Here is a 20,928-nt window from a genome sequence, read left to right on the forward strand (position 1 = left end):
CTTGGGGATGGTGCGACTTTCGACTTTTCCAAGTAACTCGCCGAAGGCGAAACCGAGGCCGTTAGGCCGACGCCCTTGATCTTAAGGATCTTGATCTTGATCTTGATCTTGATCTTGATCTTGATCCGGATCCTCAAAAGCACGTCTGTTCAATACCCATCTCCTTCGCACCGCCACACTGAATTCATCGGCTACACACACCTGCACCTCAGGGTCGTGGCCCACGAAATCAACGGTGTGTGATGACCTACTCAACCCTCAACGACCACGCCCAAGACCTCGGACTGCTCTTCCTCAGGTCCGCCGGCGCGCTGTTCCTGCTGTTCGTCCACGGCCTGCCCAAACTGCTCGACTTCAACACCCAACTGACCCTCATCGAAGACCCGTTCCACCTAGGCGCGCCACTGACCCTCAGCATGGCCATCTTCGCCGAAGTCCTGTGCCCCCTGCTGATTCTGACCGGCGTACTGGCGCGTCTGGCGTGCCTGCCTATTCTCATCCTGCTGCTTGTCGCGCTCGTCGTGGTGCACAGCGAGTGGAGCGTCGAACAGGGCCAGTTCGGCTGGTTATTACTGATCATCTTCACCAGTGTGCTGATCGCCGGACCCGGTCGTCTGGCGCTCAACCATGGTTTACCCGGAGCGCTTCGCTATGCCTGATTACGCCACGACCGCCGACATCGTCCCGACGTCGAAACTGTCCGTCGACGAGATCGTCACCCTGGTGGTCAAGCACCGGATCAAGGCCGGCTTCGAAGCGCAATACGAAGCCTGGCTGCGGCGCATCATCGCCATGGCGGCAAGTTACCCCGGGCATCTGGGCGTCGACGTCATACGCGGCAAGGCCGACGGCCTGCACATGTTCACCTGCGTCCTGCGCTTCTGCTCGACCGACGCCATGCACAGCTGGCTCGACTCGTCCCACCGCCGCGAACTGGTGGCCGAAGCGTCGCCCATGCTGGCCGACGGCGATTTCACCGAGGTCAACCCGCACAACGAATTCTGGTTCGTTCCCGCTGCGGAAAACCCGCCGCCGCGCTGGAAACAGGCCTGCGTGACCTTCCTGGTGATCTGCCCGCTGACCCTGCTGGTGCCGCTGGTCTGGGGGCCGGTGTTCCGCCTGTACCCGCTGCTGGCCCATTACATCATCAGCACCGCACTGGTCACGGTGACCATCGTTTTGCTGGTGGTGTATGTGCTGATGCCCCGGGCGACGCGGCTGTTTGCCCCGTGGCTGAATGCCCGGCCGACGCCGGTGGCGGGCGCCGATCATGAAGGATGACGACGCCGATCAACCGTCTTCCAGCGACCGCCGCCGCTTCGTCGCCAAGGGCTCGTTGCTCGGCGCGGCCGCCGCACTGCTTTCTTCACTGCCTGCCACCGGCCTTGCCGTCGGGGCGTCCAACTCTTCTGCCAACGGAGGCGCGATGAACGTCGACCTGATTCTCTTCAATGGTAATTTCCACACGGTTGACCAGGAAAAACCCAAGGCCAGCGCCGTGGCCATCAGCGGCGGGAAATTCGTCGCCGTGGGCTCCGACGCCGAGATCATGGCCCAGCGCGGCCCGGCCACGCAGGTCATCGACATGCACAAGCGCACGGTGATCCCGGGCCTCAACGACTCGCACTTGCACCTGATTCGTGGCGGCCTGAACTACAACCTCGAACTGCGCTGGGAGGGCGTACCGTCCCTGGCCGACGCGCTGCGCATGCTCAAGGCCCAGGCCGACCGCACGCCGACGCCGCAATGGGTGCGCGTGGTCGGGGGCTGGAACGAATTCCAGTTCGCCGAAAAACGCATGCCGACCCTTGAAGAGCTCAACCAGGCCGCCCCCGACACCCCGGTGTTCGTCCTGCACTTGTACGACCGCGCGCTGCTCAACCGTGCCGCGCTGCGGGTGGCCGGTTACACCCGTGACACGCCGAACCCGCCGGGTGGCGAGATCGTCCGCGACAGCAATGGCGATCCGACCGGCATGCTGGTGGCCAAGCCCAACGCGATGATCCTCTACTCGACTTTGGCCAAGGGGCCGAAGCTGCCGCTGGAGTACCAGGTCAACTCCACCCGCCAGTTCATGCGCGAGCTGAACCGTCTGGGCCTGACCAGCGCCATCGACGCCGGCGGCGGCTACCAGAATTACCCGGACGATTACGCCGTCATCACGCAACTGGCCGAGGCCAAACAGCTGACCGTGCGCATCGCCTACAACCTGTTCACCCAGAAGCCCAAGGAAGAGCTGGAAGACTTCAAGCACTGGACCAACACGGTGACGCTGCACCAGGGTGATGACTTCCTGCGCCACAACGGCGCCGGCGAGATGCTGACCTTTTCGGCAGCAGACTTTGAAGACTTCCTTGAACCTCGCCCGGATTTGCCGACGGGTATGGAGCAGGACCTTGAGCCGGTAGTGCGCCATCTGGTCGAGCACCGCTGGCCGTTCCGCCTCCACGCCACCTACGACGAGTCCATTTCGCGCATGCTCGACGTGTTCGAGAAGGTCAACCGCGACATTCCGTTCAACGGCATTCCGTGGTTCTTCGATCACTGCGAAACCATCACGCCGAAGAACATCGAGCGGGTCAAGGCGCTGGGCGGCGGCATCGCGATCCAGGACCGCATGGCCTTCCAGGGCGAGTATTTCGTCGAGCGCTACGGTGCCAAGGCCGGCGAGCACACGCCGCCGATCAGACGCATGCTGGCCGAAGGCGTGCCGGTGGGCGCGGGGACCGACGCCACCCGCGTATCGAGCTACAACCCGTGGACTTCGCTGTACTGGATGGTCAGCGGCCGCACCGTCGGTGGCCTGGAGCTGTACCCGGAAGGCTTGTCCCGGGAAACCGCGCTCGAACTGTTCACCCGTGGCAGCGCCTGGTTTTCCTCCGAGCAGGGCAAGAAAGGCCAGATCAAGGTCGGCCAGCTCGCGGACGTTGTGGCGTTGTCCCAGGACTTCTTCAGCGTGCCGGAGGAGTCGATCAAGTGGATCGAATCGGTGCTGACCATCGTCGACGGCCAGGTGGTGTACGGCGCCGGCGAGTTCGACGATCTGGCGCCGCCGAGCGTGCCGGTGCTGCCGGACTGGTCGCCGGTTTCCAAAGTCCCGGGCCACTGGCGCCAGGGCGCAGCGATGGCAGCGGCGGTTCACCAGTGCAGCGGCCCCTGCGGTGTCCACGCCCACAGCCACGATAAAGCGCGCCAGTCGAAAGTACCGGTCAGCGACTTCCAGGGTTTCTGGGGCGCGTTTGGCTGTTCGTGCTTCGCCTTCTGACCGACGCCTGAACAGGGCAATTTAAAAGAGCATGAAAGGCCTCGTCGGCACTGACCGGCGGGGCTCTCTGCCAGTGTGATGCGCTGGCCTTGTACTCATCCGTCACCCACTCAATGGAGTCAATCATGACCGTTCCCTACAAGCGTTTGAACAAAGATGATGCCGTGGTTCTGCTGGTCGATCACCAGACCGGGCTGATCTCGCTGGTCCAAGACTTCACGCCGAACGAGTTCAAGAACAACGTGCTGGCCCTGGCTGACTGCGCCAAGTTCTTCAAACTCCCGACCATCCTCACCACCAGCTTCGAGACCGGCCCGAACGGCCCGCTGGTGCCCGAGCTCAAAGCCATGTTCCCGGACGCGCCGTACATCGCCCGTCCCGGCCAGATCAACGCCTGGGACAACGAAGACTTCGTCAAGGCGATCAAGGCCACCGGCCGCAAGCAGATCATCATCGCTGGTGTGGTGACTGACGTCTGCGTGGCGTTCCCGACCCTGTGCGCGCTGGAAGAAGGCTTCGACGTGTTCGTGGTCACCGATGCGTCCGGCACGTTCAACGACGTGGTGCAGAAAGCGGCGTGGGCGCGCATGACCGCAGCCGGTGCGCAATTGATGAACTGGTTCTCGGTGGCCTGCGAGCTGCAGGGCGACTGGCGCAACGACATGGAAGGCCTGGCGAACCTGCTGTCCCAGCGCATTCCGAACTACCGCAACCTGATGAACAGCTACTCGGCCTTCACCGCCAAGTAACACCCCGTGCGCCGCCTTTTTGCGGCGCACACCCTCCCGAATCAGCGGTAACCGTGACAAGATTGCTCGCTTTTACCGCCTATTAGAGAGGGCGCGGCCCGCCACGCCATCCCGCGCTGGCTGATCGGCCGCTGCCCCCCATTTCTGGAGAAAGCAACATGGCTCAAGCATCTGCATCCATTCACATCCCGGTATCGGCCGACAAGGTCTGGGCACTGACGGGCGGCTTCCTGTCCTTGAACCACTGGCTGCCGTTCATCAAGCAAAGCGAGGCACAGGAAGGCGGGCGCGTTCGTCACCTGACCACCGACGACGGCGCTGAAATCATCGAGCGCCTGCAGACCTACGATAATTCGGCGCGCACTTACAGCTACTCCATCGACAAGGGACCGTTTCCAATCAAGGACTATCTGGCGACGTTCAAAGTCAAAGAGGATGGCGCCGACAGCACATGGGTCGAATGGTCAGGGGTATTTACGCCGGACGGTGTTTCCGATGGTGAAGTCGAGGAATTGTTCAAGGGGATTTACGAGGGGGGGCTTGAGGCGCTGAAGGCCAATTTCTGACCCGTCAATACGAGCCACCGATGATTTAACCCGCCGATAATCGCGGGACCGCCAGGCCATTGCGGCCTGGCATTTCGGTGCCTTGCTTGAATCGTTGTTGCTTCACGCTTGAGTACAACGCCTTAGTGATGCTCGGACACGGTCGCTGCATTGATCAGGTCGTACAGGGCGAACGCGCGGTTGACCAGGAAAACGGTCACGGCGGTGAGGGCGACGGCATTGATGATGTGCAGGGTCATGGGAGTAAGTCCGTGTCGGGTCTGGGGTGACGCGATGTTACGCGAGCCCTGCCGAAGCTGAAGACAATAGGCTTCATGGTGTACATCACCGGCAATGATGGGCAGCAGGTTGTGAAGGGCAGGTCGAGTGACGGGGTGAACTATTTCCGCGTGATCCAGGTCGGCTCTACACACTTATCAGCCTGGAGCCTGCCATGCAGCCTTATGTCATTTGCCACATGATGTCCTCCCTCGACGGCCACGCCCTTACCGACGGCTGGGATCGCGCGTTCAAGAAAGACGCCGGTGATCTGTACGAAAAGCTCGCCCAGACGTTTGAGTTTGACGCCTGGATCTGCGGGCGCGTAACGATGCAGGAAATCGCCCATGACGAGGGCTACCCAAAGGGCCTCGCCACGGGGCCGGTTGAGCGCAGCCATTCCTTTGCCGACCGCAATGCCAAGGCCTACGCCGTGTCGATCGACCCCCAGGGCAAGGTCGGCTGGAAGAAGAATCAGGCGCTGGATTCCCACGTCGTCGAAGTGCTGACCGAAGGCGTGTCGGATGACTATCTGGCGTACCTGCAGTCGATTCAGGTGTCTTACATTTTTGCCGGGAAGAGCGAGATTGATCTGCAGCAGGTCGTGCAGATCCTGTCGAGCGAACTGGGCTGCAAGCGCCTGATCGTCGAGGGTGGCCCCCATGTCAGTGGCTCGTTCGTCAACGCCGGGCTGGTCGATGAAGTCAGCGTGCTGATCCTGCCGCTGATCGACGGGCGGGGCGAGCATCCGGCGTCGTTCGAGGTGTCGACCGAGGCGTGGAAACAACCGGCTCACTTGAAACTGACGTCGGCGGAGGTGCAGGACGGCGGCGCGGTGTGGCTGCGCTACACCAAGGCCTGACGATAAGGGCGGAGCGGGGCTGATGCAGTCCCGCTTCAGGCAGGGAGCGCCCGGGGAAAACGATCGGAAACGAAAAAGGCCAGCTAAGCGCTGGCCTTTTCGTTTACTTCTGTCTGGCTCCACGACCTGGACTCGAACCAGGGACCCAGTGATTAACAGTCACTTGCTCTACCAACTGAGCTATCGCGGAATGCGCGCTATCTTACTGATTGGAAAAGGGAAGTCAAGCGAGCGACTCAAAAAAATTCTCGGACGGATGCGTTCATCAAATGAAGTCATCCAGGATGTTGCCGCTGTTGAGCAACCTGTGGGAGCGAGCTTGCTCGCGAAGAGGCCAGTACATCCGCTAAATTTTCAGCGGCTGGAATGCCATCTTCGTGAGCAAGCTCACTCCCACAGGAGGGTGCACGGTTGCCAGCACCGGACAACTGCCCGGATCAGTACCGCCAGGTCAACGACGCCGTCAGATTGCGCGGTGCGCCATAGTTGCTCGCCGTGCCGCTGTACAGCGAGGTCAGGTATTTGCGGTCGGTGACGTTGTTGAAGTTCAGCGCCGTGCTCCAGTTGCTGTCGATGTCGTAGCTGGTCATCAGGTCGACCAGCGCGTAGGCGTTCTGGCGGATGACGCTGTAATTGTCGTTCTGAATCCCGCTCTGCCAGCTGACCCGGGTGCCGATTCGGGCTTGGGGCAGGCCGGGCAGTCGGTAGCTGGCCATGCCACGGAAGGCGTGGGTCGGTACATAACGACGGGCCTTGTCGCCATCGTCGTTTTCGATGTGCACGTAGGTGTAGCCCGCCAGCAGGTCAAGGCCCGGCAGTGCCTCGCCCGACGCTTCCAGTTCGATGCCGTGGCTTTTGTAATCATCGGTGAAGTAGCGGAACTGCGAACCCACTTCAATGAAGTCTGCCGACTGGACGTTGCTCTGTTTGGTCTTGAACACGGCGGCGGTCAGGTTCAGGCGATCGTCCATGACGCTGCCTTTAACGCCGGCTTCCAGGCTCTTGCCTTCCAGCGGCGCGAGCACTTTGCCGTCGACGCCGACCGTGCCGTATTGCGGATTGAAGATCTGCGTCCAGCTGGTGTACAGGCTCCACTGCGGGGTCAGGTCATAGACCAGGCCGGTGTAGGGCGTGACCTTGCCGTGCTCGCGCTGGGCGTGATCGGTGCCATAGCTCTCGCCCGTGCCGTCGACGCTGAGCATGCGCGCACCGGCGATCCAGTGCAGATCATCCGCCAGGCTGAAGCGGGCACCGGCGAACAGGCTTTTCTGCCGGTCCTCGAAGTTCTGGGTGTTGGTGATGTCACTGGTGTAGCCAAACTGCGGCGAAGGGGTATTGCCGGCGAGAATGCCCGCGAACGAGGTGTCGAAGTAGGTGCCCCCGCCAGCGTCGTATTCCCGGGCTTTCTGATGGGTGCGGCCGTAGGCGGCGCCGAAAGTCAGCTCATGGTCGCGGCCGAACAGGCTGAACGGGCCGGAGACTTTCGCTTCGCCCAGCAACTGGTGCGCCTTGCTGGAGGTATCAGCGGCGAACACCGAGGCGTCGTCATCGGTGACGCTCGAGACGTACAGCATGTTGGTGTCCTGGTATTCGGTAATGCCGGTGCCGGTCACCGTGGCGTTCCAGCCGTTGCCGAAGTCATGCTTCCATTCGGCAAACGCCCGCTGGGTGTGCATGTTCCAGTAGGTCCACGGCTGGCCGACGTTGGACGAGCGGCTGCTGTAGTGGATCGGGTTGTTGTTGCTGTCGACCAGCGGCAGGTTGCCCCAGGTGCTGCCGTTGGAATCGCTGTTGTGCTGAGTGAAACCCACGGTCAGCGTGTCGGCGTCGGAAAGGTCGAAGGCGAGCAGGCCGGCGGCAACGTTCTTTTCGTGGCTGTAGCGGTCCATCCACGAGTTGCCCTTGTCGTGGGCATAGATGAAGCGGCCGCGGACGTTGCCGGTGTCGGTCAACGGCCCCGACACGTCGACATCAATGCGCCGGCTGTCCCACGAGCCCACGCTGGTGTCGATCTGCGCCTGGAAATCCCGGGTTGGTCGCTTGCGGATGAAGTTGACCGTTGCCGACGGATTGCCGGTGCCGCTCATCAAACCGTTGGCGCCGTGGAGCACGTCGATCTGCTCGAACTCGGCCATGTCCAGGTCACCGATCATGATCGTCTGGGCGAAGGGCATGCCCATGCCGTCGTACTCGAAACTGCCGATGTCGAACCCGCGGGAGGTGTACTCCGTGCGGTCACTTTCACTTTGCTCGACGGTCACCGACGGCGCCGAGCGCAGCGCGTCCTTGACCCCGTTCATTTTGAAATCGTTCATCTGAGCGCGGGTGATGGTGGTGATCGCCTGGGGCGTCTGCTTGTTGGTCAGCCCCAGCTTGGTGGTGCTCGAAGACGGCTTGCCCTGATAACCCACGCTTTGCCCGTCGTCCTGTGCGGCGGTGTCCTGGATCTGCATCGCCGGCAGCGTGACGTCGTCGGCTGCGTTGGCGGTAGACATGGCGGCGGCGACACCGGCCAGGAGAAAGGTGGCGGGAAGGCGAGGGATCACAATGGAAATTCCTGAAGGCGCGGTGGGGAGCGCGATTCTGAATCAACATGCGAATCATTACCAGATGTGACTAAGCTGAATTTTCACCTTTTTTTCACTTTTGAAGGCCCTGGAATGGGCCTCGGGGATCGTTTGCGTCCGGGAGGGTCGGATCTGACCCGGACTGTAGGACTGGCTTTAGCCGGGAACGCGTCAGATAACGCGCCGCACATCAACGCTGTCGAAACTTGACATTGCATCTATGGACGCAATTGAATTAAAGTTGCGTCCATAGACATTAAGCTGTAGCCATCAAGAGGTACGCCCATGACCATCGCCATTCCAGCGCGGCAACTTTCCAAATCCGAGTGCGTGGTCGGTTTGCGAGCGGCGTTGCGGGTGCTGGACAAGTGGAAGGCCTCCAGCGAGCAGGCCTGCCAGATCCTGCGTATTTCCCGAAGCACGTACACCCGCGCTCGCCAGGACGACGCGCAGTGGTCGGTGGCGCTGGATCAAGACCAAATGCAGCGAGTCAGCTTTGTGCTGAACATCCACGCCGCCCTCCGAACCCTCTTTGATAATCCCGACAACGCCTACGGTTTCCCGTCGATGGAAAACCACAACGAGTTCTTCAACGGCAGAAAGCCACTGGACGTTATGGCCCAGGGCGACATGATCTCGCTGTACGAAACCTTCCGCCGCATCGACACCCTCCGGGGCGCCCAATGGTGACGCCGGACGCGCTCCCCGTACTCGCCGGTGAGACCCAGCAGGCCTATCGCCTGGTCAATTCCAAATTCCCGCCCATCGAGCTGTTCAGCGACGTTGCCGATGCCGCCGAGTTCGAGACGCTGTACCGGATTCAGGCGCTGACCAATCCTCGCCTGCAGAACGAAATCGGCCGCATTGAGCTGATTCCCCTGGCCGAGATTCCGTTCGGCATTCCCGGAAGCTCTTATGCCGTCGCGCCGTTCACCCACGTCAATCCGGCGGGCTCGCGCTTCAGCCGCGGCGAGTTTGGCGTGCTGTACCTGGCCGACACCGTCGACACGGCCATCGCCGAAGTGCGCCACCATCAGCAGTTGTACTGGTCGCGGGTCGCGGCCCTGAAGTACGAGCGCTTTGTTTTCCGCTGCCTGAGTTGCAGTTTCAGCGAGGAGGGCAGTGTCGACGCCACCTCGATTCCGCTCTCCGACCCGATTTATGCACCTGACGACTACGCGCAGTCCCATGTGCTGGGCGGGGCGGCCAAGCAGGCGGGCGTGGCCGGCCTGCGCTATCACTCGGTGCGCTCGCCGGGCAATCACTGCTGGGCACTGCTGACCCCGCGCCACGTCACCTCCATAGTGCAGAGCGCCCATTACGAGATGATCTGGAGCGGCGAGGTCATCGGCATCAACCAGATATCCAACGCCTGAGGGGCATCGATCCAGCCGCCACCCAAAACATCGAACTCATCTGCCCCTTGAGAAGTCATTCCAGCAATGGAAATCGAGGAGCGTTCATGGGCAAGAACATCACGGCGCAGGAGCTGGGCATCGACCTAGTGCAGGGCGGTGAAAAGGCGCTGTTCAAATGGCTGATCGCCAGTTTTCTGATGGGCAAACGGATTCGGGCGCAGGCGGCGGTACAGACCTATCACGTCATCGTCGACAGGCACGGGCGCGACACGCCGGGCAAACTGGCCGCGTGCACTCACCGGGAGCTGGTGAGGATGCTGGGCGAGGGCGGTTATGCGCGTTACGACGAATCCACCGCCGTGCGCCTGCTGGCACTGGCGGCCAAGCTGATGGATGAATACGGCGGCACGGTCAGCGGCATGGCTGCCGCCAGCGCCGACCGTCGCGAGTTCGAAAAGCGCCTGCAGGACTTCAACGGCATCGGGCCGAAGACGGCAGAGATCTTCATGGGCGAAGCCGGGGAGGTGCTGTTTTGAACGATGCCATCTCCACCGCGCCTGGCAGAATCTTCGTGGGCTGCGCCGGGTGGAGTCTGGGCCGCGAGCACGCGCCGGCCTTTCCGGGCGACGGCACCCACTTGCAGCGCTACGCACGGCAATTCAACGCCGCGGAAATCAACAGCTCGTTCTACCGCCCCCATCGGCCCCAGACCTACGCCCGCTGGGCCGACTCAGTGCCGGAGGATTTTCGCTTTTCGGTGAAGATCCCCAAGCTTATTTCCCATGAACAACAGTTGCAGGGTAGCGGCCATGCGCTGGATGAGTTTCTCGGACAATGCAGTGAACTGGGCGAACGGTTGGGTTGCCTGCTGCTGCAGTTGCCGCCGTCGCTGACGTTCGAGCCACTTGTAGCCGAAGGGTTTTTCATCCAGCTCCGCAAGCGCTTCGCGGGTCATATGGTCATAGAACCGCGTCATGAAAGCTGGGTGCAGGCCGAGCCGATGCTTGCGCACTACCGCATCGCGCAAGCGACGGTTGACCCATCGAGGCTCAGCAATGACCGCCAACCGGCAGGCTGGCCGGGGTTGGGCTACTGGCGACTGCACGGCGCGCCGCGCATCTATTACAGCGCCTATGAAGAAGATTTCCTGATACGTCTGGCCGTCGAGCTGAAAGCCAAGGCGCTAAGCGGTGCGCCGACGTGGTGTATTTTCGATAACACCGCCAGCGGCGCCGCAACGGGGAATGCCCTGAGTTTGATTGAAATCCTCGGTCAACCGCCGTCCGCGCGTGAGGAGTAAGGCTGACGCCGTGGGGGTCGAACCGTCATTTTTCCGGCGAATTGCCGCACCCGCTGCGTGGCGCAGCAATTAGTTGGCGCGCGAGTTGTTTACTGTCATAGCACGATGCCACAATCCGACCCATCCAATGCCAGGGTCGGGCGAATTCGATGTACCTCCATGATTCTCAACCGGCGCGCGAGGCCCTGATACGGGCCCAGGTGCGCAACGATCGTTTGCAGTTGCTTTTCCGTCAGAGTTTTTTCTCGGTGTTCGGCAGCGCGCTGGCGGCTGTAATGCTCTCGTGGATCTGCTGGGAGCGCCTGGAACACTCCCTGATTCTCGGGTGGCTCGGGCTGCTGGGCGCCTCGACCACCTTGCGACTGATCATGTTGACCGCCTATTTCCGGATGCCGGAAACCGCCCGCACCCCGGAGCGCTGGGAAACCACTTACTGGGTCACGCTGGTGTTGTCGGCCGGCATCTGGGGCAGCGGCGCGCTGGCGCTGATGCACGCCGGGGATTTATTGATCCAGACGCTGGTGCTGCTGTTCGCCGTTGGCATGTCGGTGAGCGCGGTGTCCTGTTATTCGGCGTACCGCTCGATGACCCTGGTGTCGATTGCACTGGTGCTCTTGCCGTGCTCGATCTGGCTGCTGTTTCAACCCCAGACCGCGCAGCAGGGTATGGCGGTTGCGTCGCTGATCTTTGCCGGATTTGTGGTCAGCGCGACGCGCAAATTGTGCCAGGCCATGGAACGGGCCTTTCGCCTGAGCCGCGAAATGGAACATGCCCATCGCATCGCCGACCACGCCGCGCAGACCGATGAACTGACCGGGGTGAAGAACCGCCGGGCTTTTTTCCATCAGGCCGAACGCGCGTACGACACCTGCAAGCGCAGCCGGTTACCGCTGTGCGCGCTGATGCTGGACATCGATCATTTCAAACGCATCAACGACTGCCACGGCCATCAGGCCGGCGATGAAGTGTTGCGGCAGATCGGCCGGGTCATCTGCCAGTCTGTGCGGGAAGGCGACGTCTGCGGGCGACTGGGCGGCGAAGAATTCGCGCTGTTGCTCGCCAATACGTCCCTCGATGCGGCCCATGTCATTGCCGAGAAGCTGCGTCAGGCAATCGCCGACATCACCTGTCAGCATGACGAGGGCGTCACCGCCAGCCTCGGTGTCGCCGCGCTGAGCAACACCGGTCAGGACGTGCACGGGCTGCTGGGACTGGCGGACAAGGCGCTGTTCCGGGCCAAGGCATCGGGGCGCAACCAGACGGCGGTGGCCTGAACAGCGCCTCAGGCACCGTCGGCAGACGTTTTGCGTGTCACCCGGACGTGACATTTATCTCGATGCTTTTCATTCGGCCGCGCCTGTGGCGTAGTGTGTCCAGCCTGTTTGGCACGATGACCGACTGGAAGAGGTAAATGAGATGACCCTGCAAAACCGCCTGGACAACCTGTACCCGCGCGCCGACGAGATCCCTGAGCAGTTTCGCGCAGGCCCCGCCATCGAGCAGCGCGATTACCTGGTCAACGGCGAACTGCACCAATGGCACGGGCCGCTGGCACCGGTGCTGAGCCCGGTCTCGCTGAAGACCGACGCGGGCCTTGAGTCCGTGGTGCTCGGCAGCACGCCGCTGATGGACGCCGACACCGCAATGACTGCACTGGACGCCGCCGTCAACGCCTACGACCGGGGCCAGGGCGCCTGGCCCACCATGCGCGTCGCCGATCGCATTCATCACGTCGAGACCTTTCTCAAGCTGATGCGCGAGCAGCGCGACGCGGTGGTCACGCTGCTGATGTGGGAAATCGGCAAGAACCTCAAGGACTCGCAGAAAGAATTCGACCGCACCTGTGATTACATCGTCGACACCATCAACGCCCTCAAGGAACTCGACCGTCGCTCCAGCCGCTTCGAGCTGGAACAGGACACCCTCGGCCAGATTCGCCGCGTGCCCCTGGGCGTGACCCTGTGCATGGGGCCTTACAACTATCCCCTGAATGAGACCTTCACCACGTTGATTCCGGCCCTGATCATGGGCAACACCGTGGTGTTCAAACCGGCCAAGTTCGGCGTGTTGCTGATTCGTCCGTTGCTCGAAGCGTTCCGCGACAGCTTCCCGGCCGGGGTGATCAACGTGATCTACGGCAGCGGCCGCGAGACCGTCAGCGCGCTGATGGCCAGCGGCAAGATCGACGTGTTTGCCTTCATCGGCACCAACAAGGCCGCCAGCGCCCTGAAAAAGCTCCACCCCAAGCCGCACCGTCTGCGCGCCGCACTGGGTCTGGATGCGAAGAACCCGGGGATCGTGCTGCCGGATGTGAACCTGGACAACGCGGTAACGGAAGCCATTACCGGGTCGTTGTCGTTCAACGGCCAGCGTTGCACCGCCTTGAAAATCCTGTTCGTGCACGAAAACGTGGTCGGCAGTTTCCTCGAGAAGTTCGAAGAAAAACTCGCTCAGCTCAAGCCGGGCATGCCGTGGGAGCCGGGCGTCTCTCTGACGCCACTGCCGGAGCCGGGCAAGACCGACTACCTGCAAGGACTGGTGGACGATGCCGTGAGCAAGGGCGCCAAAGTGGTCAACGAAGGCGGCGGCACCACCCATGAGCAATTCTTCTACCCGGCCGTGCTGTACCCGGTCACGCCGGACATGCGCGTTTACCACGAAGAACAGTTCGGGCCCGTGGTACCGGTGGTGGCGTACCGCGATCTGGAAACGGTGATCGAGTACGTGCTGGATTCCGATTTCGGCCAGCAGCTGAGTATCTTCGGCAACGACTCCAAGCAGGTTGGGCGTCTGGTCGATGCGTTCGCCAATCAGGTGGGGCGGATCAACATCAACGCTCAGTGCCAGCGCGGTCCAGACAGCTTCCCGTTCAACGGCCGCAAGAATTCGGCCGAAGGCACGCTGTCGGTGGACGATGCGCTGCGCGTGTTCTCGATCCGCACCCTGGTGGCGACCAAGTTCCAGGAAAGCAACAAGGCGCTGATCAGCGACATCATCCACAACCGCGAATCGACGTTCCTGACCACCGATTACATCTTCTGATTCATTTGCTCGAAATAGCCGCAGGCGTGTTGCACAGCTGATGCTGTTCAACCGCTTGCGGTTTTTTATATCTGTACCTTAAAACCCGCCGCCACTGTATTGCGCACGCCTTTTAATTCTGCAGCCGTCCACTGTCCGGGATTATTTTGTAGGAAGGATTCTAGACTTCCGTAGGACACCTCTCTTCCTGTCTTTGGTGGGTAGAGTTTTTATTCGTAGGGAATTAGCCTTGCCGCTTCCCGAATTCGATGAAAACTTCATCAACCCATTCGCTGCTCACACTTGTTAAAACTTGATCGCTTGGGTCACGGACGCTCGGCTGATAAAAAGGCCCTGCGATCCAGATATTCCCCTTTGTGACGTGTGGCATTTTCGACGGAGGAGTTATGGCTTCAAACAGCTTTCAAAATGAAGTGCCCAAAGCGCGGGTCAATATAAAACTTGATTTGCACACGGGCGGTGCGCAGAAAAAAGTCGAACTCCCGCTCAAATTGATGGTGCTCGGGGATTACAGCAACGGCCAGGAAGATCGGCCTTTGTCCGAACGCAGCAAAATCAATATCAATAAAAACAATTTCGACAGTGTGCTGGCGGAATTTACCCCTGCCTTGAAACTCACGGTTGAAAACACTTTTGCCGACGACGGTTCGGATGCTTCCGTGGATTTGAACTTCCAGAAAATGAAAGACTTCGAGCCAGAACAGGTCGCCAGACAAATACCATCACTGCGCGCATTGCTGGCGACCCGCAACCTGTTGCGTGATCTCAAATCAAACCTGCTCGACAACGCGACCTTCCGTCACGAGCTTGAACGCATCGTCAAAGACGAAACGCTCAGTGATGAGTTGCGCGCCGAACTGGCCGTACTCGCCGCACCCCCAGAGCGTTAATCACCCGGGTCTCTGATAGCAGGTATCGAACATGTCCTCGAAACACTCTTCCGCAGTATCAGGCGGTGGCACCGTGTTGTCCGAAGAAAGCACCGGCGTCTACAACGCGCTGTTTTCAAAAATAAACCTCAACCCGGTTTCAGCCCTCGGCGACATCGAGGCGTTCCAGAACAACGAGGCGCTGTCGGAGATATCCGCCGATGAGCGCGTGACTGCGGCGGTGAGCGTGTTCCTCAACCTGCTCAAGGGCTCGTCGCGCAAGGTGCAGCGTCTCGACAAAACCCTGCTCGACGAACACATCGCCTCGCTGGACGCGCAGATCAGCCGTCAGCTTGATGCCGTCATGCACCACCCGGACTTCCAGCGGGTCGAGTCCACATGGCGCGGGGTGAAGTCGCTGATCGATCAGACCGACTTCCGGCAGAACGTGCGCATCGAGTTGCTGGACATCAGCAAGGACCATCTGGTCCAGGATTTCGAAGACGCCCCCGAGATCGCCCAGAGCGGTCTGTACATGCACACCTATACCCAGGAATACGACACGCCCGGCGGTGAACCCATTGCAGCGGCTGTTTCCAGTTACGAGTTTGATCGCAGCCCGCAAGACATCGCGCTGCTTCGCAACATATCGAAGGTCGCGGCGGCAGCGCACATGCCGTTCATTGGTTCGGTGGGGCCGGCCTTCTTCGGCAAGGACACCATGGAAGAAGTCGCCGCCATCAAAGACATCGGTAATTACTTTGATCGCGCGGAGTACATCAAATGGAAGTCGTTCCGCGACACCGATGATTCGCGCTATATCGGTTTGACCATGCCCCGCGTGCTGGGACGACTGCCCTATGGGCCGGACACGATTCCGGTGCGCAGTTTCAATTATGTGGAAAGTGTAAAAGGTACCGATCACAGCAAATACCTGTGGACGAATGCTTCTTTTGCCTTCGCTGCAAACATGGTGAAGAGTTTCGTCAATAACGGCTGGTGTGTGCAAATACGCGGGCCGCAGTCCGGTGGTGCAGTGACGGATCTGCCGATTCATTTATATGACCTCGGCACCGGCAGTCAGGTGAAGATTCCGTCGGAAGTAATGATCCCGGAAACCCGGGAGTTTGAATTCGCCAATCTGGGCTTTATTCCGCTCTCCTATTACAAGAACCGCGATTACGCCTGTTTCTTCTCCGCCAATTCAACACAAAAACCTGCGCTGTATGACACCGCCGATGCCACTGCCAACAGCCGGATCAACTCGCGCCTGCCTTACATCTTTCTACTGTCGCGCATTGCGCATTATTTGAAATTGATTCAACGCGAGAACATTGGCACCACCAAGGACCGGCGTCTGCTGGAACTGGAATTGAATAAGTGGATCAGCGGGCTGGTCACCGAAATGACCGACCCGGGGGACGATCTGCAAGCCTCCCATCCGCTGCGCGACGCGCGGGTGACGGTGGAAGACATCGACGACAACCCCGGCTTCTTCCGCGTGAAGTTGTACGCCGTGCCGCATTTCCAGGTGGAAGGCATGGACGTGAACCTTTCGCTGGTTTCCCAGATGCCCAAAGCCAAAACCTGACGTCGGCCATAGGTGAGCACAACATGAAAATCGACCGACCTCTCTGGGCTGCCGGGGCGCTGTTGTCCCAGCAGCAATTCCAGCAGCAAGCGCGCTGGGAAGCCTGGACCAACGAATGCATTGCGCATCTGTCGCGGGTTCATCCGTGGGGTGTGCAGACGGCGACGTTTGATCTTGAGGCGTTGCGGCTGGGCAAACTCAAGGCGTCCGCGCTACGGGTTCGCCTGCCGGATGGCACGCTGATCGACACCGACAGCGTTGATCGGCTGCCCGCCGCGCTGGCCCTCGAACAGATCCCGATCGACTCGGGGCAGGGCGCTACGATGCTGTTGTGCCTGCCACTGGAGCAGGCCAACGGCGGCAATTGCCTGTTCGAAGACGCCCGTGCGGATCGGCCCGTGCGTTACCGCCAGAATTGGCGCGAGGTGCAGGATCTGTACGGCGACGATCAACAGTCGATCGGTGTGCTCGAGCACATGCTCAGCCTGCGTCTGGCCAGCGATGACAACGCTGATTACCTGACTTGTCCGGTCGCCCGGTTGGTGCGTGACGGGCAGGGCCGCGCGTGCCTGGACGAAGCCTTCGTGCCGCCGCTGTTGAGCTTCGCCGGGCATCCCGGTTTGCAGGTCCAACTGGACAATCTTCTCACCCAACTGGCGTCCAAGCGCCAGCGCTTGATGGGCATGCGCCGCGAGAGCAATCAGCGCATGGCCGACTTCGCGGTGGCCGATGTTTCGCTGTTCTGGCTGCTCAATGCGCTGAACACCTATCAACCCGTGCTCGCCGATTTCAAGGCCAGCCCGGCGCGCCATCCCGAGCAGGTCTATCAGGAACTGGTGAAACTGGCGGGGGCGCTGCTGACGTTCTCCCTCGAACACGACGTTGACGCCATTCCGGCCTACCGCCACGACGACCTGGAAACCGTGTTGCCGCCGTTGATGCAGATGATCTCGACGTTGCTCGAAGCCAGTCTGCCGTCGCGGGTGATTGCCCTGGAGCTGGAGCGGGTGATCCCGGGTCGCTGGCAAGTGACCTTCAACGACCCGCGCCTGCGCGAAGCGGACGCCGCTGACTTTTACCTGTCGGTGCGCTGCCGCGAGGCCCCGGCCCAATTGCAGGCGCAGTTCCCGCGGCTGTGCAAAATCGGCACACCGGACGACGTCGATCAGTTGATCAATGCCGCGCTGGACGGTGTTCCGCTGCAGCCGCTGAGTCACGTGCCGGCGGCGATTCCGCTGCGTCTCGAAAACCAGTATTTCGTCCTCGATTTTGCCCATCCGAGCGGCCAGGCGGTGCTCGCCGAAGGGGTCTGCGCGTTCTACGTCCCGGCGACGCTGCCGGACGTCAAGCTTGAGCTGTTTGCGGTATTGCGCTCATGAGCCGGCCAATGAAAAGCCAAGCGGCTGCGCGGTCCGTCGATGTCGACCAACTGCTGCAGGACAGTTACCTGTTGGTGGTCGAGTTGCGCCACGGCGCGTCGGCTCCGGACAGCGACGCGCTCTGGGAGGTGTGCACCCGGCAGGTGGTGGGGGTCCGCGATGCGCTGACGCAAGCCGGCGTCAGCCAGCGCAATGTCGATTTCATCAGCCACGCGCAATGCGCGCTGCTGGACGAAACCGTGCTGATCCACGCCGATGCCAGTGCCCGCGCCAAATGGACCCACGAACCGCTTCAGGCGCATTACTTCGGACGTCATCAGGCGGGGCAGTTTCTCTACGAAGAAATGCGCGAAGTGCTGCACGAGCCGTCTCCGGACCCGAGCGTGCTGCGGGTGTATCACCGCGTGCTGATGCTGGGCTTTCTTGGTCGCTACAAAGAGCCGAACCACCCCGAGCGTCAGCAGCTGATGGCTGAGTTGACCACCCGGGTTGCACCGGTGACCCTGGATCAGCCGCTGCCGACGTGGATCGACGCACGGGGCCGCAAGCCTTTGCCGGGATGGTTGCGCGCACCCTTGCTGCATCTGCTGGTGGCCGGTTTGCTGCTGGCGGGCGTCTGGTGGGTGCTGGATTCGCATCTGGCGGCTCTGGTGGCCTCCCTTGTGACCGAGCGGGTGTGACGCGCCCATGACACTCAAGTTGATGCGTGCACTTGCGCTGTGGTCGGGATGTATGGCGCTGATGGTGATCTGCGTCCTGCCCCTGAGCCTGGTCGCTCAAGCCCTGTCTGTGGTGGGCGCCCTGATGCTGGTGGCCGGGGGCTGGCTGCTGGCGGGTCGACGCTCGGTCCGTCTTGGTGGTCCTGCGGGGTTGGATGAGTTCCGAGCCTTGCCCGGCAGTGAGTACCGCCTGCCCGTGGTGCTGGTGTGCGGGCAGGGATCGTCGGCGCTTTTTGCTGCTGATCCAGATGTTGATATCGCCGAGCAAACCGCCGTGCGGACGACGGCGAGCGGGTGCTACGTCAGCGTGTCGAACATTGAGCGATTGCCCGGTCTGGTCGCAGCGCTGCTGGCAGCGCGTTCGCAATGGCGTGCGCAGATGAGCGTCATGTGTGTGGTCAATCCATCTCAACACACTGACAGCTCGGAACTGGATGGCCAGCTTCGTGCGCTGACCCATCAGCTGTCCGTGGTCCGCAAGCGCGCGCTGACGTTGCCGCTGTGGGTCGTGAGTTATCAGCAAGCGTCCCAGGATACGCGCGATGTTTGTGGGACCGGCTTCACCCGGGAAGAGGCCGGTGGGAGCGACCCATCTGTGTGGTTCAGCTGGGAAAATGGCAGGCCCTCGGCGCGGGTTAGAAGCAACGGCACCTGCGCCACCGTCGAGGACTGGCAACGACAAGACCGCGCCGCTCTCACTCACCGAGTGCACATCGGGGTGCAGATGAATACCCACGGCGCGTGGCTGGAGCGGTCTGTGGCCCCGCACTTCACCCGCCTTGGCCGTCAAAGCACGCGGCTGCCGGTGGCCTACGCAATCTGTCGCGTGCCGCGTTTGCCGGAACAGGTTCCGGGCAGCGTCTGGCAGCACTGGATACAGGCGAAGACTGCGCTGGTGCCGACCCATTTGACGGGCAGCACGGTCGGTGTTTTGCCCGTGCCGGATTGCCTGCTGGAGCTGCTGCCCCGACACACCGGCAACACCGCCGCACGGCGCGCCAGTGTCATCGGCATCTGGCTGACGGCTTTCGCCGCCGTCATCGCGATGTCGAGCTCGGCCCGGCAGAACACCTTGTTGATCCGCCAGGTCGGTGACGACCTGCGCCGCTATGCCTCGATCAACGAAACCGCCCGCGAGGACCAGCAGGCAGTGGCGCTGCGCGAAGCGGCGTTGACCGTCCTGCACGACGACGCCCGACGGCTGGATGACTATTACCGATACGGCGAGCCTCGGTCACTGGGCCTCGGCCTGTACCGCGCCGAACAGCTGCGCATCAGGGTCTGGCACGCCATCGGCCGTTACCAACCGCCAACCGAGACGGTGCAGGCGGCCGGACCCGTGCGTCTGGACACGTTGTCGCTGTTCAAAATCGGCAGCGCCGAGCTGAAGCCGGAATCGACCCAGGTGCTGATCAATGCACTGGTCGGCATCAAGGCCAGACCCGGCTGGTTGATCGTCGTCACCGGACACACCGATGCCACCGGCAGTGCAGAACAGAACCTGCGCCTGTCCCGCGACCGCGCCGCCTCGGTGCGCGACTGGATGCAACGCATGGGCGGCATTCCCGGCAGTTGCTTTGCCGTGCAGGGCTTCGGCGCCAGTCAACCGATCGCCAGCAATGACACCGAACACGGACGCAGGGCCAATCGCCGCGTCGACATCCGCCTGGTGCCGGAAGAGGGGGCCTGCGGGTCGCTTTCTGCCGGGGCCGGGCCGGCTACCCCCGTCGCATTTCGCGGCACTCGATAACCCAAGCAAGGAGTTTCACATGGCTATTCCCGTTTACCTCTGGCTCAAAGATGACGGCGGCGCTGACATCAAAGGCTCGGTCAACGTGCAGTCCCGGGAAGGCAGCGTCGAAGTGGTCGCCCAGGACCACAGCGTCTACATCCCCACCGACAACAACACCGGCAAATTGACCGGCGCCCGGGTGCATACGCCGTTCCTGTTCACCAAGGAAATCGATGCCAGCAGCCCGTACCTGTACAAGGCCGTCGGCACCGGCCAGACCCTGAAAAGCGCCGAGTTCAAGTGGTACCGCATCGACGACGCCGGCCAGGAAGTCGAGTACTTCAACACCCTGCTGGAGAACGTCAAGGTCGTCCGCGTCGCGCCGAAAATGCACGACGTGAAGGACCCGGCGAAGGAGAAGCACAACCACCTGGAGATGGTCGAGCTGCGCTACGAGAAGGTCACCTGGACCTACAAGGACGGCAACATCATCCACTCCGACTCGTGGAACGAACGCCAGACCGCCTGACGCTGCAAGGCCGGCAGGCAGGCGGCTTTTGCACGCCTGACTGCCGGCTGCGGTGTGTTGGGTCGAGCGTCCGTTCGCGGGCGCTGCGCCAAGCACATCGGCACGGCACGTGTCCCCAGACAACACAGCGAGGCGTTGACCG

General features: G+C 61.6%; 19 protein-coding genes and 1 tRNA gene. 18 read left to right on the forward strand and 2 right to left on the reverse strand.

Annotation, left to right across the window (positions count from 1 at the left end; all coding sequences use genetic code 11):
• Window positions 1–242: 242 nt before the first annotated feature.
• The 6 genes from ABEH28_RS10900 to ABEH28_RS10925 all read left to right on the forward strand — a co-directional run bounded on the left by ABEH28_RS10900 (window position 243) and on the right by ABEH28_RS10925 (window position 5,700).
• The gene (locus ABEH28_RS10900) at window positions 243–659 is read left to right on the forward strand and encodes a DoxX family protein (protein WP_192171902.1); all 417 of its coding nucleotides are present in this window, start codon (window positions 243–245) and stop codon (window positions 657–659) included.
• Complete coding sequence (locus tag ABEH28_RS10905; protein WP_346629914.1) at window positions 652–1,281, forward strand: antibiotic biosynthesis monooxygenase; 630 nt, start codon at window positions 652–654, stop codon at window positions 1,279–1,281. The genes ABEH28_RS10900 and ABEH28_RS10905 overlap by 8 nt, the downstream gene beginning before the upstream one ends.
• Window positions 1,282–1,426: 145 nt before the next feature.
• Window positions 1,427–3,265, forward strand: coding sequence for an amidohydrolase (locus ABEH28_RS10910; protein WP_346629946.1), 1,839 nt, complete (start codon window positions 1,427–1,429; stop codon window positions 3,263–3,265).
• A gap of 125 nt (window positions 3,266–3,390) precedes the next feature.
• Window positions 3,391–4,014: an isochorismate family cysteine hydrolase YcaC gene (ycaC, locus tag ABEH28_RS10915; RefSeq protein WP_192171900.1), complete on the forward strand. Its 624-nt coding sequence runs from the start codon at window positions 3,391–3,393 to the stop codon at window positions 4,012–4,014.
• 158 nt (window positions 4,015–4,172) lie between these two features.
• Window positions 4,173–4,580 carry an SRPBCC family protein gene (locus ABEH28_RS10920; RefSeq protein ID WP_346628191.1) on the forward strand — a complete coding sequence of 136 codons (408 nt, stop codon included), beginning with the start codon at window positions 4,173–4,175 and terminating at the stop codon, window positions 4,578–4,580.
• 433 nt (window positions 4,581–5,013) lie between these two features.
• The gene (locus ABEH28_RS10925) at window positions 5,014–5,700 is read left to right on the forward strand and encodes a dihydrofolate reductase family protein (protein WP_346629915.1); all 687 of its coding nucleotides are present in this window, start codon (window positions 5,014–5,016) and stop codon (window positions 5,698–5,700) included.
• 114 nt (window positions 5,701–5,814) lie between these two features.
• On the opposite strand, the gene ABEH28_RS10930 is transcribed toward ABEH28_RS10925, so the two are convergent.
• Together ABEH28_RS10930 and ABEH28_RS10935 are read right to left on the reverse strand one after the other, a co-directional pair.
• Window positions 5,815–5,890: transfer RNA gene (locus ABEH28_RS10930), tRNA-Asn, on the reverse strand.
• Between the two features lie 247 nt (window positions 5,891–6,137).
• Window positions 6,138–8,195, reverse strand: a complete 2,058-nt coding sequence (locus ABEH28_RS10935) for a TonB-dependent siderophore receptor (protein WP_282373392.1) — start codon at window positions 8,193–8,195, stop codon at window positions 6,138–6,140.
• 357 nt (window positions 8,196–8,552) lie between these two features.
• Here ABEH28_RS10935 and ABEH28_RS10940 point away from each other — a divergent pair, with 357 nt between their 5' ends.
• From ABEH28_RS10940 to ABEH28_RS10995, 12 genes are all read left to right on the forward strand, one after another.
• Window positions 8,553–8,957 (forward strand): antitoxin Xre-like helix-turn-helix domain-containing protein, encoded by a 405-nt coding sequence (locus ABEH28_RS10940; protein WP_346629916.1) that lies wholly within the window; start codon window positions 8,553–8,555, stop codon window positions 8,955–8,957.
• The gene (locus tag ABEH28_RS10945; RefSeq protein ID WP_346629917.1) at window positions 8,951–9,643 is read left to right on the forward strand and encodes an RES family NAD+ phosphorylase; all 693 of its coding nucleotides are present in this window, start codon (window positions 8,951–8,953) and stop codon (window positions 9,641–9,643) included. Before ABEH28_RS10940 ends, ABEH28_RS10945 begins: the two co-directional genes overlap by 7 nt.
• Window positions 9,644–9,729: 86 nt before the next feature.
• Entirely contained in the window at window positions 9,730–10,161 is a 432-nt protein-coding gene (locus ABEH28_RS10950) for a DNA methylase (RefSeq protein ID WP_346628195.1), read from the forward strand.
• Window positions 10,158–10,925 (forward strand): DUF72 domain-containing protein, encoded by a 768-nt coding sequence (locus tag ABEH28_RS10955; RefSeq protein ID WP_346629918.1) that lies wholly within the window; start codon window positions 10,158–10,160, stop codon window positions 10,923–10,925. The genes ABEH28_RS10950 and ABEH28_RS10955 overlap by 4 nt, the downstream gene beginning before the upstream one ends.
• Before the next feature lie 149 nt (window positions 10,926–11,074).
• On the forward strand, window positions 11,075–12,199 hold the full coding sequence (locus ABEH28_RS10960; RefSeq protein ID WP_346629919.1) for a GGDEF domain-containing protein: 1,125 nt from the start codon (window positions 11,075–11,077) through the stop codon (window positions 12,197–12,199).
• A 142-nt stretch (window positions 12,200–12,341) separates the two neighbouring features.
• Window positions 12,342–13,967 (forward strand): NADP-dependent glyceraldehyde-3-phosphate dehydrogenase, encoded by a 1,626-nt coding sequence (locus ABEH28_RS10965; RefSeq protein WP_346628198.1) that lies wholly within the window; start codon window positions 12,342–12,344, stop codon window positions 13,965–13,967.
• 386 nt (window positions 13,968–14,353) lie between these two features.
• A complete protein-coding gene (tssB, locus tag ABEH28_RS10970; protein WP_346628199.1) occupies window positions 14,354–14,857 on the forward strand; it encodes a type VI secretion system contractile sheath small subunit in 504 nt (167 codons plus the stop codon).
• A 31-nt stretch (window positions 14,858–14,888) separates the two neighbouring features.
• Entirely contained in the window at window positions 14,889–16,427 is a 1,539-nt protein-coding gene (tssC, locus tag ABEH28_RS10975) for a type VI secretion system contractile sheath large subunit (RefSeq protein ID WP_346629920.1), read from the forward strand.
• A gap of 23 nt (window positions 16,428–16,450) precedes the next feature.
• Window positions 16,451–17,806 carry a type VI secretion system baseplate subunit TssK gene (gene tssK, locus ABEH28_RS10980; RefSeq protein ID WP_346629921.1) on the forward strand — a complete coding sequence of 452 codons (1,356 nt, stop codon included), beginning with the start codon at window positions 16,451–16,453 and terminating at the stop codon, window positions 17,804–17,806.
• A gap of 8 nt (window positions 17,807–17,814) precedes the next feature.
• Window positions 17,815–18,486, forward strand: a complete 672-nt coding sequence (gene tssL / locus ABEH28_RS10985) for a type VI secretion system protein TssL, short form (RefSeq protein WP_346629922.1) — start codon at window positions 17,815–17,817, stop codon at window positions 18,484–18,486.
• A gap of 7 nt (window positions 18,487–18,493) precedes the next feature.
• Window positions 18,494–20,275 carry an OmpA family protein gene (locus ABEH28_RS10990; RefSeq protein ID WP_346629923.1) on the forward strand — a complete coding sequence of 594 codons (1,782 nt, stop codon included), beginning with the start codon at window positions 18,494–18,496 and terminating at the stop codon, window positions 20,273–20,275.
• A 19-nt stretch (window positions 20,276–20,294) separates the two neighbouring features.
• Window positions 20,295–20,786, forward strand: coding sequence for an Hcp family type VI secretion system effector (locus ABEH28_RS10995; protein ID WP_065991578.1), 492 nt, complete (start codon window positions 20,295–20,297; stop codon window positions 20,784–20,786).
• The last annotated feature ends 142 nt before the right edge of the window (window positions 20,787–20,928 follow it).

It is taken from the genome of Pseudomonas sp. Ps21-P2, from assembly GCF_039672565.1.
GTDB lineage: Bacteria > Pseudomonadota > Gammaproteobacteria > Pseudomonadales > Pseudomonadaceae > Aquipseudomonas.